Below are 13,958 nucleotides of genomic sequence, written 5' to 3'. Positions count from 1 at the left end.
GATGCCACTTATGAGCTCGACACGCCGTGGAATCGCGTCATAAGTGGCATCTCGCGGGGGGCGCGGGGGTCAGCGCCCCAGCACCCGCGCGTACACGCGGAGGTAGTCGTCGACCATCCGCTCGACGGCGAAGCGGCGGACGGCCGTCTCGCGGACCCGTGCGCGGTCGAGCCGGCGGGCACGCGGCACCGCGGCGACCGCCTCCGCCGCCGAGTCGACGACGAAGCCGCTCACGCCCTCGTCGACGATCTCGGGCATCGATCCGCGCCGGTACGCGATCACGGGGGTGCCGCAGGCCATCGCCTCGACCACCGACAGGCCGAACGGCTCGTCGAAGCCGATCGGGTGCAGCAGCGCGACCGCCGAGCCGAGCAGCGCCGCGCGCTCGGCCGGCCCGACCGAGCCCGCGTAGACCACGCGGTCGCCGTCCACGTGCGGCTCGACCTCCTCGCGCCAGTAGCGCTCGTCCTGCACGATGCCCGCGATCACGAGGCGCAGGCCCGCGCCGGCGGCGATGCGCACCGCCTCCGCCGTGCCCTTGTCGGGGTGGATGCGGCCGAGGATCACCAGGGCGTCGCCGGGCCCGTCCGAGAACGGCAGCTCCGACAGGTCGATCCCGTGGTGCACCGTGGCGACGTAGTCGAGCTCGGGCGCGCGGTCGCTCTCCGAGATCGAGACCAGGTTCGCGGTCAGCGGGTGCCGCAGCGCCTCGCGGTACGCGGGCAGGATGCCCGGGCCGGAGAAGCCGTGCACCGTCGTCACCAGCGGTACCGGCCACTGCGCGGCGAGCGCCAGCGGCAGCCAGTCGAGGTGGTTGTGCACGAGATCGAACTCGCGCGAGCGGGCGAGCGCGTGCGCGATGTGCAGCGACTCCTGGACGCGGCCGTCCGCGCCGGACTCGGCGTAGCCCTGCGGCACCGTCGATTCCAGGCGGCCCGCGGTCGCGGAGTCGCCGGTCGCGAACAGCGTCACGTCCACCCCGCGGCGCACCAGGCCCTCGGTGAGCAGGCTCGCCACCCGCTCCCACGGTCCGTAGTGCCGCGGCGGGGTGCGCCAGGCGACGGGAGCGAGCATCCCGACGCGCAGGCCCGCGATTCCTGGCAGGTCCGTCACGCCGCGGCCGCCTGCGCGGGCTCCGTGCGGCGGACGACGAGCGAGGTGTGCAGGGCGGCGATGGTCGACTCCGCGCCCCGGTTCTCGTTGCGGCCGGTCGGCGTCAGGCCGTCGTAGCCGGCGCCGGTGACCGGGTCGATCATCACGGTCCCGGAGTCGTTGACCCCGCGGAACCAGGCCCAGCACGCGGCCAGGCCGTCGCGCCAGAGCGGGTCCTCCTCGATCGTCAGCGCGCGGGCGCAGGCGGCCGCGAGCGCCGCGACCTCGATCGGCTGCTGGTCGAAGAGCGCGCCGGTCTCGCCGGGGCCGCGGCCGGCGACTCCGCAGACCGAGAGGCCGTTCTCGCCGGACTCGAGCGCGAGCAGGAACGCCAGCTGATGGAACCCGCGCGCGAGCAGCACGGGGTCGCCGAGCGCCGCGCCGGCCGCGAGCAGCGCCTCCGGGAGGCAGCCGTTCGCGTAGCGCAGCCGCGGCTCGGGCCAGGGCCAGTCGGCCTCGGCCGCGTGGTGCAGCAGCGCCGAGCCGTCCGCGATGAGCTGCGCCGCGGCTGCGCTCTCGGGATGCGCCTCGAGCACCTCGACGGCGCCGAGCACGGCCGAGGTCATCGCGCGCAGGTGCGGCGAGCGCCGTGCCGCGAGGCGCAGGAACAGCCGCATCCCGCGGTGCCGGCTGAGCGGCAGCTCCGCTCGCGCCGCGACGACGCCGGCGGCCCAGACCGTGCGGCCCCACCAGTCGCCGAGCGACGGCTCCTCCGGGGAGTCGCCGTCGGCCGACACGCGGTTCCGCACCGTGCCGTCCGCGGCGCTCGCGCGCTCGAGGAAGCGCAGGTACTGCTCGGTCAGCCGCCGCGTCACCTCGGACTGCTCCGGCTCCTGCGCCACCACGATCAGCGCGCGCGCCACGTCGTCGACGCAGTAGCCGTGCTCGCGCCGCGGCACGTCGAGCAGCGCGTGCTCGAAGAGCCCGCCCGCGTCGGTGAGCGCGTCGAGGTGGGAGTAGGGGAGTGCGGTCGAGAGGACCGGCGCCGTGCCGTCCGCTCGGGAGGTCACGCCGCGCGCTCCACCCGGCGGCGCTCGACCAGGTCCAGGTAGCGGCCGGCCGCGGCGGGCCAGGACAGCGCCTCCGAGGACAGGCCAGTGGCGGGCAGCTCCGTGGCGGACGGCCCCGTGGTGTCGGACGCGGCCCCCGCGGCCCCGGCGAGCACCTCCCGCAGCGCGTCGGCCATCGCCGCCGGGTCCTCGTGCGCGACGGTGCGGCCGCGCGGCGCGGTCAGCAGCTCGAGTGCGTGCGGGAACGCGGTCGCGACGACCGGGCGCCCCGCGGCGAGCGCCTCCACCAGCACGCCGGAGGTGACCTGGTTGCGGGAGTCGTAGGGGAGGAGCACCGCGTCGGCCTCCTCGACCGCGGCGGCGAGCTGGGCCGGGTCGAGGTAGCGGCCGTCGAGGACGACCCGGTCGCCGAGACCGAGCTCGGCGACGAGCGCGGCGAGCGACTCGCGGTACGCCTCCCCGTGCGAGGCCACGACCTTCGGGTGCGTCTGCCCGAACACCGTGTAGCGGGCGTCGACGCCGGCGTCGCGGAGGAGCGCCGTGGCGCGGATCCCCCACTCGATGCCCTTGCCCGGGCCGATCAGGCCCCAGGTGATGATCTGCGGGGTGGCGCCGGAGTCGGCGCGCGGCGCGGTGCGCTCGGTGCCGCCCGTCCAGACCGGCACGCCGTGGGCGATGACGCCGACCTTGCGGGTGTCGACGGAGTAGCGGCGCTCGAGGATCTCGGCGGCGACGGCCGTCATCACCACGACCGCGTCGGCGAGGTCGGCGACCCGCTCCAGCACCGAGCGCTGCGAGTCGCTGGGCGTCTCGAGGACGGTGTGCAGCACGACGATCGCCGGGAACGTGAGCTGCTCCATCAGCGCGAGGACCTCGTCGCCGTCCGGGCCGCCGTAGATGCCGTACTCGTGCTGGATCACGGCGACGTCGCTGCGGCTGAGCTCCGCCGCGGCGTGCGCGATGCTCGCCGGGTCGCCCGCGACGAGCTCGGCGACGACACTCCGGCCGACGGCCGAGCCGGGCACGGCGAGCTCGTCCATCACCCGGACGGTGCGGATCGTCGCGCCGTGCTCCGCGGCCAGCGCGTCGCCGAGCGACTGGGCGAAGGTGGCGAGGCCGCAGCGGGTCGGCGGGAAGGTCGAGAGCATCCCGACGACGGCGCCGCCGCCGTGCGCGAAGGGGAGGTGCTGCGTGGGGGTGAGGGGGTGCGCCATGCTGACTCCAGCCGCGGTCGTGCGGCCTCGGGGGAGCGACCGCGAACGGGCGAGGCGACTGCCGGCCGGCACCCCTCGCGGGATCGCGGCAACCGGATCCGGTCCATCGCCGGCGGACCGGTCCTGAGTGACGTCACCCTAGAGGGGGTGGATGAACATCCGGGGTCGACTTCGTTCTCCGGCCATCGAGATGCCACTTGTGCACGCCTTTCACGGCGTGTCGCGTGCACAAGTGGCATCTCGCGGAGGGGGAGGGACGGGGTCAGCTGCGGGTCAACTCCACGACCGGGATGGTGCGGGTGGTCTTGGCCTCGTAGCCCTTGAAGCCGTCGGAGGCGTCGGTGAAGCGCTTCCAGCCGGCGTCGCGCTCGGCGCCCTCGAGGACACGGGCGCGGACGGGGACGGTGCCGTCGTCGGGGGTCTCGATCACGGTGTCGGGGTTCGCCTCGAGGTTGTGGAACCAGGCGGGGTGCTTCGGGGCGCCGGCGGCGGAGGCGGCGATCAGCCAGACGTCGTCGGAGGGGTGCAGGCCCATCAGCGGGGCGATGCGCTCCTCGCCGGATCGCGCGCCGGTGTGGTGCACGAGGACGAGGCTGCGGCCGAAGCCCGCGGTCGTCACCGTGCCGCCGTTCGCGCGGAACTCCGCGATGATCTGCTCGTTGAAGTCGGCCATGCTCGTGCTCCTCGACGTCGGTGTCAGGCGCGGGCGCCGAGGGCGTCCGTCCGCGAGCCGGGGCCGGACGCGGGAGGCGGCTCCGAGCCGCCGACCGCCGCCGCGGGATCCGCGAGCGCGCGACGCCAGGGTAGCTCCGCGGCCCCCACCAGCTCCAGCCTCGATCGCAGCGCCGCGCGCTCGATCCGGACACCGCGGGCGAGGTCGCTGAGGGCGCGCGCCGAGACGCGGGCGGCGAGGCGCTCGCGGTCGACGGTGAGCAGCGAGCCGAGGAAGCCGCCGAGGACGACAGCGGTCGGGTTGAAGAGGTTGATGTAGGTCGAGAGGCCCTCGGCGAGCAGGTCGACCTGGCGGGCCACCTCCCCGAGGACGGCGGGGTCGCGGGAGGTGCCGAGCGCGATGTCGAGCTCGTCCTGATCGAGGACGCGGGCGCCGAGCACGTCGAGGAGGGAGCGCATCCGGACCTCCGCCTCGAGGCAGCCGTGCCGCCCGCAGCCGCAGAGGCGGCCGTTCGCGGCGACGAGGGTGTGGCCGAGCTCCGCCGCGAACCCGGAGGAGCCCTGCAGGGGAACGCCGCCGATGATCACGCCGCCGCCGATGCCGCTGGCGCCGCCGGTCACGTAGACGACGTCGGCGACGCCCCGTGCGGCTCCGAACAGCGACTCGCCGATCGCGCCGAGCGTGGCGTCGTTGCCGACCGAGACGGGGAGGTCGAGCGCGCGGCTGAGCTGCGACGCGAGGTCGACGTCGCGCCAGCCGAGGTGCGGCGCGCGGTGCACGAAGCCCGAGTCGGCCTGCACGAGGCCCGGCACGGCGACGCCGGCGCCGAGGAGGACGCGATGGGTCTCCCGCTCGGCGCGGAAGCCGGCCACGATGCCGCTGACCACGCGGACGACGGTCGCCGGGCTCGCCGGCTTCGGGGTGTCGAAGCGGACGCGGCGGAGGAGGTCGCCGTGCAGGCCGACCAGGCCGACGATGATCGCGTCGGTGTCGAGGTGGACGCCGACCATCGCGAAGGTGCGGCCGGGGACGACCGTCGCGCTCGGGCGGCCGATGCGGCCGTCGGAGGCGGTGGTCTCCTCCTCCACCCAGCCGAGCTCGCTCAGCTCGCCGACGAGGTTGGCGACCGCCGAGCGGTTCAGGCCGGTCAGGCGGCCCAGCTCGGCGCGGCTGATCGGTCCGGAGCGGTGCACCAGGGTCGCGATGGCGGCGAGGTTGTGCCGACGGAGCAGAGCGTTGCTCGATGCTCCGACTGCTCCTGCCATGCTGCTCAGCCTCTCGTCGGCGCGATGGGGCACCGGTCCGGGGATGCGCTCGGGCGCGGGCCCTCCGTGGAGAGAGCACGCGCCCGAGCACGGTGCAGGGAGGAGAGAAGGCTAGCGCCCGCCCGCCCTCCTCTTGTTGAAGATGTCGAACGCGACGGCCAGCAGGAGCACGAAGCCCTTGATCGCCATCTGCCACGCGGCGTCGACGGAGAGGATCGACAGGCCCATGTTGAGCACGCCCATCACGAGACCGCCGATGACCGCGCCGACCACCGTGCCGACGCCGCCCTGGACGGCCGCGCCGCCGATGAAGACCGCGGCGATCGCGTCGAGCTCGTAGTTCTGACCGGCGGAGGCGACGGCGCCGCCCGCGCGGGCCGTGCTCACGATGCCCGCGACGCCGGCCAGCGCTCCCATGTTGACGAAGATGAAGAAGTTGACCCACTTCGTCTTCACGCCCGACATCATCGCGGCGAACAGGTTGCCGCCCATCGCGTAGATGTGGCGGCCGAAGACCGTCCGCCCGAGCACGAAGCTGTAGGCGAGGATCAGCACGGCGAGCACGATCAGGATGATCGGCGTGCCGCTGTAGCCCGCGAGCAGCCAGGCGAGGGCCATGATCGCGACGACCGCGACGACGGCCTTCACGTAGAAGGAGGCGATCGGCTCGCGCGGGAGCTCGAGACGGCGCAGCGTGGCGCGGGTGCGCACCTGCTGCACGACGAGGGCGACGCAGACGAGGAGCCCGAGCAGCAGGGTGAGCGCATCCCGGCCGGCGATGCCGCCGAGCACGCCCGGCAGCCAGCCCGCGCCGATCGCGGTGAACTCGGTCGGCAGGCCGTTGATCGTGCCGCCGGTGAGCAGGACCAGGGTGAAGCCGCGGAAGATCAGCATGCCCGCGAGGGTCACGATGAACGCCGGTATCCCGACGAAGGCGACCCAGAAGCCCTGCCAGGCGCCGACGGCGGCGCCGGTGACCAGGGCGACGATCACGGCGGCCCACCAGGGCAGGCCCCAGTTGTTCATCGCGATCGCGGAGATGGCGCCGACCATCGCGACGACCGAGCCGACCGAGAGGTCGATGTGGCCGGCGATGATCACCATCACCATGCCGATCGCGAGGATCAGCACGTAGGCGTTCTGCTGGATCAGGTTGTTGACGTTGCCCGGCAGCAGCAGCCGGCCGTTCGTCAGGACCTGGAAGAGCAGGATGATGATCGCGAGCGCGGCGAGGATGCCGTACTGGCGGAGGTTGATGTTCAGTCGGCGTGCCCGCTTGGGCGGCGTCGACGGCGTGCTCGCCGGCGTTCCGCTCGGGGCTGTCGTGGTCGTGGCGCTCATCGGGCCTGTTCCTTTCCGGCGGTCATGTAGTGCATGAGGTGCTCCTGGGTGGCGTCGGCACGGTCGATCTCGCCCGTGATGCGCCCCTCGGAGATGGTGTAGATCCGGTCGGCCAGCCCGATCAGCTCGGGCAGCTCGGACGAGATGACGACGACCGCCTTGCCCTGGGCCGCGAGCTCGTTGATGATGCCGTAGATCTCGTACTTGGCTCCCACGTCGATGCCGCGGGTGGGCTCGTCGAGGATCAGCACGTCCGGGCCCGAGAAGATCCACTTCGAGAGGACGACCTTCTGCTGGTTGCCGCCCGAGAGCTTGCCGGTGACGGCGGAGACGCTCGGGGCCTTGATGTTCATCTTCGAGCGGTACGAGTCGGCGACCTTGTACTCGCGGTGCTTGTCGATCACGCCGAGGCGGGCGAGCCGCGAGAGCGCCGCGGCCGACACGTTGACGGTGATGTCGCCGATGAGGTTGAGGCCGTAGCGCTTGCGGTCCTCGGTCGCGTAGGCGAGGCCGTTGCGGATCGCCTCCTCGACGGTGCGCGTCTGGATCTCCTTGCCGTCCTTGAAGACGCGGCCCGAGATGCCGGTGCCGTAGCTGCGACCGAAGATGCTCATCGCGAGCTCGGTGCGCCCGGCGCCCATCAGCCCCGCGAAGCCGACGATCTCGCCGGCGCGAACGGTGAAGGAGGCGTCCTCGACGACGACCCGGTTGATGTCGACCGGGTGGTGGACCGTCCAGTTCTCGACGCGGAGCTTCTCCTCGCCGATCTGCGGATCGCGCGGCGGGAACATGCTGTTGAGGTCGCGGCCGACCATCGCGCGGATGATCCGGCTCTCGGAGGCGTCCTCGCCGGCCATCGCGAAGCTCTCGATGGTGCGGCCGTCGCGGATGATCGTCACCGTGTCCGCGATGGCGCGGATCTCCTTCAGCTTGTGGCTGATGATGATGCAGGTGATGCCCTGGCGGCGCAGCTGGTCGATCAGGCCGAGCAGGTGGTCGCTGTCCTCGTCGTTGAGCGCGGCGGTGGGCTCGTCGAGGATGAGGAGCTTCACCTCCTTCGCGAGCGCCTTGGCGATCTCGACGAGCTGCTGCTTGCCGACGCCCAGCTCGAGGATCTTCGTCGCCGGGCTCTCGGCGAGGCCCACGCGGGCGAGCAGCTTGGCCGCCTCCGCGTTGGTGGCGTTCCAGTTGATGACGCCGCGGGTGGACTTCTCGTTGCCGAGGAAGATGTTCTCGGCGATCGAGAGGTAGGGGCTCAGAGCGAGCTCCTGGTGGATGATGACGACGCCGTCGGCCTCGCTGTCGTTGATCGAGCGGTACTGCGCCTGGCGGCCCTCGAACTCGATCGAGCCCTCGAAGCTGCCGACGGGGTAGACGCCCGAGAGGACCTTCATGAGCGTCGACTTGCCGGCGCCGTTCTCGCCGCAGATGGCGTGGACCTCGCCCGGCTGGACCGAGAGCGAGACGCCGTCGAGGGCGCGGACGCCGCCGCCGAACTCCTTGACGATGTCGCGCATGATGAGGATGGGACTGGCCAACAGGGCCTCACTTCGTTGTGCAGAGGATGGGTGGGACGCGGAGAAGAAGGGGGAGAAGGGCGGGGTGGGGGAGGATCACTCCTCCCCTGCCCCGCCCGACCGATCAGAGTCCGACGTCGCCGGCCTTGAGGAAGCCGGAGTCGACGAGGACCGACTGCACGTCGTCCTTCGTGACGACCTCGGGCTCGAGGAGGAAGGACGGGACGACCTTCTCGCCGTTGTCGTAGGTCTTCGTGTCGTTCACCTCGGGCTCGTCGCCCGCGACGATCGACTGCACCATCTGGAAGACGCGGTCGCCGAGGGTGCGGGTGTCCTTCCAGACCGTCATCGACTGCTCGTCGGCGAGGATCGCCTTGACGTTGGCCTTGTCGGCGTCCTGCCCGGTGATGATCGGGTAGTCGGCGCCGGGCGCGTAGCCGGCGGACTTCAGCGAGGCCTCGATGCCGATCGCCAGGCTGTCGTTGGGGGAGAGCACCACGTCGACCTTCTGGTCACCGGTGTAGAAGGAGGAGAGGCGGTTGTCCATCTCGGACTGCGCCTTGTCCGAGGCCCAGCCCTGGATGCCGATGGAGGCCCAGTCGTCGTCCGAGGCGGGCGACTTGCCGGACGGCACGACGAGCTTGCCGCTCTCGATGTAGGGCTGCAGGACGTCCCAGGCGCCGGAGAAGAAGAACTTGGCGTTGTTGTCGTCGGGGCTGCCGGCGAAGGGCTCGAGGGTGAAGGGACCCGCGGCGTTGGCGAGGTCGAGGGTCGACTCGATGTACTGGCCCTGGAGCTGGCCGACCTTGTAGTTGTCGAACGTCGCGTAGTAGTCGACGTCGGCGGTGCCGTTGATCAGGCGGTCGTAGGCGATGACGGTCGCGTTCTGCTTCTTCGCCTCGGCGAGGACGGGGGCGAGCGCCTCGCCGTCGATGGCCGCGACGACGAGGATCTTCGAGCCGCCGGCGATCTGGTTCTGGATCTGCGAGATCTGCTGGTCGGTCTTGTTGTCGGCGTACTGCAGGTCGACGGTGCAGCCGTCGCCCTCGAGCTGGGACTGGAGGCCCTCGCCGTCGTTGATCCAGCGCTCGAGGCTGCGGGTGGGCATCGAGATGCCGACGGTGCAGTCGCCTTCGGCGCCGGCGCCGGCAGCGGCGCCGCCCGAGTTGGCGGGGCTGGCGGAACAGGCCGCGAGGCCGAGGGAGATGATGCCGGCGGCGGCCAGCGTGGTGATGCTGCGGGAGAACTTCATGGAGTGCATTCCTCTCTGAAAGCAGTGTCCGAGGATGAGGACGGCGCGAGAGCGTGCAGGTGGGAGCACGTCGTCGTGTCGTCGCCCGGGAGGGGCGGGGAGCCCCGAGGGGCTTTGTCCACGGAGACAACATATTGCGCGTGCACCGGTCTGTAAAGCGCGGCGGGAGATCGATCCGCGGCGTTGCCGAACCGTGACCTTCCGCCGGTGTCTCCGCGCCAGTGCTGGGTGAGACCGCTCTCAGGGGGTGACATGAAAGCGGGGACCCCGGGCACGAGCCGAGCTCGTTCCGGGGTCCCCGTGTTCTGCAGCGCCGTCGTCAGAGCCAGCGGCGCAGGCCCGGCCGCTCCAGGACGCCGGCCAGGCTGCGGTTCCGGGTCCGCAGCATGCGGACGAGGAGACCGGTCGCGGAGATCCGCGAGCAGGTCGCCGCGAAGGCGAGGACGAGGCCCGACAGCAGCGCCATCACCGGGTACTCCTCGATGAGCTGATCGGCCGACCAGTACATCAGCAGCGTCGCGAGCGAGGCGAGCGCGGCCGGCGCGGTGAGGATCCCCGCGATCAGCGCGACGCCCAGCCCGATCTCGACGAGCGGCGTGACGAAGCCGAAGAGGCCGGCCTGATCGTGCAGGATCGTCGACGCGAAGAGCTGGAAGTAGTCGGGCACCCGCCCGTTCTCCGCGGCGCCGTCGGCGACGAGGAGGATGTCGGAGGCCCCGAATCCGGATCGCAGCTTGATCGCACCCTCGTTGATCCAGAGCAGGCCCAGGGCGACGCGGACGGCGGTGCCCAGGGCCGCGGCCGCCCAGCGCCACCCGGGCCGCGTCACGAGAGCTTCGCCGCGCCGAAGACGGCCTTCGCCTTGTCGCAGTGCACGACGACGTAGGTGTAGTCGGCGGCGTCGCCCACGTCGAAGGACTGGGTCTTCGTGTCGTAGGAGACCGGGCCCAGCTCGACTCCGGCGCTCACGGCCTTCTCGTCGGTCCCGTTCGTCAGGTAGAGGTGCAGGTCCGGGCCCTCGTCGGAGGAGAAGCCGCTGAGGTCGACCGTCTTTCCCGACACGGTCGCGGTGCCGGTGACCTTCTTGCCGTTGAGGCCCTCGAACGCGCCTTCGCGGCTCTCGCCGGCCGGCGCGACCGTCGACGGCGCCGTGGTCTTCGCGGCGGCGGAGCTGGAGCTCGTGGACGACTGCGAGGCGGTTCCGGTGGCCGGCGCGCAGCCGGTCAGGACGCCGGCCACGAGGACGACTCCGGCGATCGCCTTGGGGAGCAGGTGACGGGACATGGGGTGTTCCTCTCGTTCTGGCTCTCCGGGTCGGGGTGACCGGGAGAGCGGAAGGGCGACCGGAGGGGAGCCGGTCGCGACCTCGGGCGGGCCGCAGCGGAGTGTGGGAACGGCGCGGCCCGCCCGAGGAGTGCGGGAAGGGTCAGTTGACCTTCGAGATGGCGCAGGACTTGAAGCCCGAGTTCGCGTTGACCTGCACGTTGTAGGAGTGCCCGGCCTCGAACGTGTAGCCCGATCCGACCGGGCAGGCGTACTGCTCACCCGGTGAGGCGACGTCGCTCTGCGCGGAGTAGCCGTTGATCAGCACCTGCGAGGTGGTGAAGGACTTCTTCCCGCCGCTGAAGATCGAGTCGAGGCTGCTGCTGTTGATCACGTACGGGGTCGCGGGGTTCTTGGCGGACGCCGAGGTGCCGAACGACTCGTTGGCGCCCGGGCTCAGTGCCGAGCCCCACTTGTTGCCGAAGATCCAGTACTGACCGTCGACCACGAGCGTGGCCGAGGCGTAGGCGCCCGAGTCGGGGCTGTCCGGGCCGGTGTTGCTCACCTGGAGGAGGAAGTACGGAGCCGGTGCCGGCGCGGCCGCCCCGAAGAGCGCGACGCTGAAGGCGCCGGGGACGGCCGAGGTGTCTCCCCAGGCCGCGGGCGCGTAGTCGTTGTTGAGCGACCACTGCATCACGCCGGTCACGTGACCGTAGAGCTCGGGCTTCGCCTTCATCGCCTTCCACTGCGCAGCGAGGTCGGCGAGCACCGCGGCCTGGTCGTAGGCGGCGGCGCCCGAGCCGCCGAAGACGTTGTTCGCGGTGCCGCTGGCGCCGGCGTTGCTGACCTGGCCGATCACGATCCTCGTGCCCTCGCCGATGCACAGCGAGGTGGCGGCGGAGCAATCGGACCGCACCGCGCTGTTCAGCGCATGGGCGATCGTGCTGAAGAAGCCGGGGTCCTTCTCGGCGGCGCCGCCGACCGTCCAGCCGCCGGTGTTGTAGGTCTGGGCGAGCAGGTAGTCGACCGTGCCGCTCTTCAGGAGCGGACCGAACTGGTCGTTCGCGCCGTCGTGGACACCGGAGGTGAGGGTCAGGTTCGTCGGCGCGGCCGGGTCCACCTCGGTCCCGCTGCTCAGGTAGACCTGCGGCGCGACGGCGAGGGAGAGGCCCGCGCCCTTCACGGTCGCGCCGAGGGCGCTGATCGTCGGGGCGTCGATGCCGTTCTCGAGGTCGAGGTCGACGCCCGTGATGCTCCCGCCGCTGAGCTTCGCGTTGTAGTCCTCGATCTGCGCGAGCAGCCGGGAGCCGACGGCGCTCGCCGTGCCGGCGTTCACGGTGTCCCGGGTGACGGTCTGCCCGCCGAGGCTGAGCAGGTTCACCGTGCCCTTCGCCTCCTGGTCGATGACCTTCTGCATCGCCGCGAGGGTCGCGGGATCGGCCGTGCTGCTCGCCGGGTCGGCGAAGGCGAACACGATCACGTTCGAGGCGGCGATGCCGGCCGGATCGATCTGCGCCAGCGAGCCGGTGGCTCCGAGCTGGAGGTAGGAGACGCGGAGGTCAGGGACGGCGGTCGCGGTGTCGGCGACGGCGGCCGGTGCGGCACCGCCCACGGCGACGGCGCTCGGAACGGCGACAGCGGTGGCGAGGGCGGCGGCGGCCAGGAGGCGGCGGCGGAGTCGTGGTCTCATTCTCGGATGTCCCTTTCGTGGGTGGGGAGGGCGAGCGACGGTCGCGGCGGACGACGATCTGAACCGGCCTCGTGGGCGGCAGAGCGGTTTTCGCGGGGTCGACATCGATGGTGAGCCGACCGCGCGGCGTCCCGAAATCTCTGGCACGGATCATCGGAGATGGCGGGAACGGCTGATGAGGCTCGGTGATCCATGTCCGGAACCTGAAAGTGCTCTTCGTTCATGAGGACGTATATAAAGGTCGATGCTTGCGTATAGAAAGACATCCATCCGCGGAAAGACGGGGAATCGAAGATGGCGGAGATCAGCTGATTCGGCGGGGAATCACTCAATTGGCGCCGGACTTGAATTCGGCGCCCTCTCTCCTGTTACACTCACCGCTCGGTCACCCCGCAGCAGTCCCCGTTCAGCGTGCGGATGAGCAGGTGGTGGCTTTGAGAATTCACATGTCCTGCCGTCGCGGACGTGTGGCGAGTGGATCCCGTTCCGGGCGCTCGTAGCCGATCCTCGAGATGGAACTGCAGTGATGAAAGAGACCCTCCCGTCCACGGACTCCCCCCTCAGGCCGAGCTCGCCCTGCCGCATCGATCGGCAGCGCTTCAGCGGTCCGGGCGCTGAGAAGGCGATCAGCGAGTGGATGGGAGTCGGTGAATTCCATCCGCGGAGTCGAGAGGCGTTCGAGGCGGAGTCGGAGCGAGTGGTCATCGATCAGGTGAGTGCTCAGCGGCTGACTGCCCGCGCCAATTACTTCACCTCTCCGGATTCGAGTTCCCTCGGATTCCCGAGAAGCAATCGCATCGAGATCGTGGCGCTGATCGAGGGCGAGTGCTTCATCTCCGTCGGCACTCAGCGCTATCGCCTCACGCGGGGCTCCATCGCCATCGCGGGCGGCGGCGAGCCGGTGTCCTCGGAGACCTACGACGTGACCGAGTGCGTCTTCATCAGCATTCCGGTCGATCAGCTGAGCGAGCGCTTCCGGGCCTCGGTTCCGCTCTACGGAGTGGAGGTGATCTCGCCGCCGCGACTGATGCGCCTGTTCCAGACCCTCTCGCACGAGCTCGCCTCGCAGGACTCGATCTCGCCGGACGCGTTCCGCGCGCAGCTCGCGCAGCTGACCGGGTTGATCGAGGCGTCGCTCGCGAACCGGTCGCACCTCGCCGTCGGCGACCTCGATCGCATCAAACTCTCCCGGGAGCACGTCGAGGGCTACGTGCGCGATCACCTCGCCCAGCGCGATCTCACCGTCGGCACCCTGGCCGAGGTCTTCCACACCAGTCCCCGCACGATCCACCGGCTCTTCGCGAGCGACGGACCGACCCTCTCCGAGTACATCCGGACCAGTCGCCTGACGGCACTCGCCGCGGAGATCAGCGCGGCCGACAACCCGGACGGCTTCGAGGTGCTCGCCGCCCGGTGCGGACTGCACGAGTACGTGACCGCCGCCCGGCTGTTCCGCAAGGAGTACGGCCTGACCATGCGCCAGTTCTGGAAGGCGTACCGCCTGCGCTGAGGCTCGCGGCGCACCTCGGGCTCGTAGAATCACCTTCGGCTCGCCGGAACGCCGCGATCGTGCGTGCCGGA

At 71.3% G+C, this 13,958-nt stretch carries 12 protein-coding genes; 1 reads left to right on the top strand and 11 read right to left on the bottom strand.

The annotated features are described in order from the left end of the window. Window positions 1–69 precede the first annotated feature (69 nt). The 11 genes from MT351_RS05240 to MT351_RS05190 all read right to left on the bottom strand — a co-directional run bounded on the left by MT351_RS05240 (window position 70) and on the right by MT351_RS05190 (window position 12,377). Window positions 70–1,113, bottom strand: a complete 1,044-nt coding sequence (locus MT351_RS05240) for a glycosyltransferase family 4 protein (protein WP_243581447.1) — start codon at window positions 1,111–1,113, stop codon at window positions 70–72. Next, window positions 1,110–2,162, bottom strand: a complete 1,053-nt coding sequence (locus MT351_RS05235; RefSeq protein WP_243581446.1) for a glycosyltransferase — start codon at window positions 2,160–2,162, stop codon at window positions 1,110–1,112. Before MT351_RS05235 ends, MT351_RS05240 begins: the two co-directional genes overlap by 4 nt. Further along, window positions 2,159–3,376, bottom strand: coding sequence for a glycosyltransferase (locus MT351_RS05230; RefSeq protein ID WP_243581445.1), 1,218 nt, complete (start codon window positions 3,374–3,376; stop codon window positions 2,159–2,161). The genes MT351_RS05235 and MT351_RS05230 overlap by 4 nt, the downstream gene beginning before the upstream one ends. 262 nt (window positions 3,377–3,638) lie before the next feature. Then, window positions 3,639–4,049, bottom strand: a complete 411-nt coding sequence (locus MT351_RS05225) for a nitroreductase/quinone reductase family protein (protein WP_132437327.1) — start codon at window positions 4,047–4,049, stop codon at window positions 3,639–3,641. A gap of 23 nt (window positions 4,050–4,072) precedes the next feature. Further along, on the bottom strand, window positions 4,073–5,314 hold the full coding sequence (locus MT351_RS05220; protein WP_132437328.1) for an ROK family transcriptional regulator: 1,242 nt from the start codon (window positions 5,312–5,314) through the stop codon (window positions 4,073–4,075). Between the two features lie 111 nt (window positions 5,315–5,425). Next, window positions 5,426–6,655 (bottom strand): multiple monosaccharide ABC transporter permease, encoded by a 1,230-nt coding sequence (gene mmsB, locus MT351_RS05215; RefSeq protein ID WP_123736170.1) that lies wholly within the window; start codon window positions 6,653–6,655, stop codon window positions 5,426–5,428. Then, window positions 6,652–8,172 carry a multiple monosaccharide ABC transporter ATP-binding protein gene (gene mmsA / locus MT351_RS05210; protein ID WP_123447230.1) on the bottom strand — a complete coding sequence of 507 codons (1,521 nt, stop codon included), beginning with the start codon at window positions 8,170–8,172 and terminating at the stop codon, window positions 6,652–6,654. The genes mmsB and mmsA overlap by 4 nt, the downstream gene beginning before the upstream one ends. 124 nt (window positions 8,173–8,296) lie before the next feature. Then, window positions 8,297–9,424 carry a multiple monosaccharide ABC transporter substrate-binding protein gene (gene chvE, locus MT351_RS05205; RefSeq protein WP_374204751.1) on the bottom strand — a complete coding sequence of 376 codons (1,128 nt, stop codon included), beginning with the start codon at window positions 9,422–9,424 and terminating at the stop codon, window positions 8,297–8,299. A gap of 319 nt (window positions 9,425–9,743) precedes the next feature. Next, a complete protein-coding gene (locus MT351_RS05200; protein ID WP_207901747.1) occupies window positions 9,744–10,253 on the bottom strand; it encodes a DoxX family membrane protein in 510 nt (169 codons plus the stop codon). Then, window positions 10,250–10,708, bottom strand: coding sequence for a DM13 domain-containing protein (locus MT351_RS05195; protein WP_123736172.1), 459 nt, complete (start codon window positions 10,706–10,708; stop codon window positions 10,250–10,252). The genes MT351_RS05200 and MT351_RS05195 overlap by 4 nt, the downstream gene beginning before the upstream one ends. 142 nt (window positions 10,709–10,850) lie before the next feature. Beyond that, a complete protein-coding gene (locus tag MT351_RS05190; RefSeq protein ID WP_132437331.1) occupies window positions 10,851–12,377 on the bottom strand; it encodes a hypothetical protein in 1,527 nt (508 codons plus the stop codon). Window positions 12,378–12,903: 526 nt separating this feature from the next. Between MT351_RS05190 and MT351_RS05185 the strand changes: the two genes are divergently transcribed. Next, complete coding sequence (locus tag MT351_RS05185; RefSeq protein WP_132437332.1) at window positions 12,904–13,887, top strand: helix-turn-helix domain-containing protein; 984 nt, start codon at window positions 12,904–12,906, stop codon at window positions 13,885–13,887. The last annotated feature ends 71 nt before the right edge of the window (window positions 13,888–13,958 follow it).

This window comes from Rathayibacter sp. VKM Ac-2926, assembly GCF_022815565.1.
GTDB lineage: Bacteria > Actinomycetota > Actinomycetes > Actinomycetales > Microbacteriaceae > Rathayibacter > Rathayibacter festucae.
The sequence above is the reverse complement of the archived record's forward strand: the minus strand, read 5'-3'. Positions and strand labels throughout refer to the sequence as shown.

What these genes read in the sequence shown, in the direction of transcription:
- MT351_RS05230 (WP_243581445.1), bottom strand. Translation starts at nt 3,376, where the DNA reads ATGGCGCACCCCCTCACCCCCACGCAGCACCTCCCCTTCGCGCACGGC.
- MT351_RS05225 (WP_132437327.1), bottom strand. Translation starts at nt 4,049, where the DNA reads ATGGCCGACTTCAACGAGCAGATCATCGCGGAGTTCCGCGCGAACGGC.
- MT351_RS05220 (WP_132437328.1), bottom strand. Translation starts at nt 5,314, where the DNA reads ATGGCAGGAGCAGTCGGAGCATCGAGCAACGCTCTGCTCCGTCGGCAC.
- mmsB (WP_123736170.1), bottom strand. Translation starts at nt 6,655, where the DNA reads ATGAGCGCCACGACCACGACAGCCCCGAGCGGAACGCCGGCGAGCACG.
- mmsA (WP_123447230.1), bottom strand. Translation starts at nt 8,172, where the DNA reads ATGCGCGACATCGTCAAGGAGTTCGGCGGCGGCGTCCGCGCCCTCGAC.
- chvE (WP_374204751.1), bottom strand. Translation starts at nt 9,424, where the DNA reads ATGAAGTTCTCCCGCAGCATCACCACGCTGGCCGCCGCCGGCATCATC.
- MT351_RS05195 (WP_123736172.1), bottom strand. Translation starts at nt 10,708, where the DNA reads ATGTCCCGTCACCTGCTCCCCAAGGCGATCGCCGGAGTCGTCCTCGTG.
- MT351_RS05190 (WP_132437331.1), bottom strand. Translation starts at nt 12,377, where the DNA reads ATGAGACCACGACTCCGCCGCCGCCTCCTGGCCGCCGCCGCCCTCGCC.
- MT351_RS05185 (WP_132437332.1), top strand. Translation starts at nt 12,904, where the DNA reads ATGAAAGAGACCCTCCCGTCCACGGACTCCCCCCTCAGGCCGAGCTCG.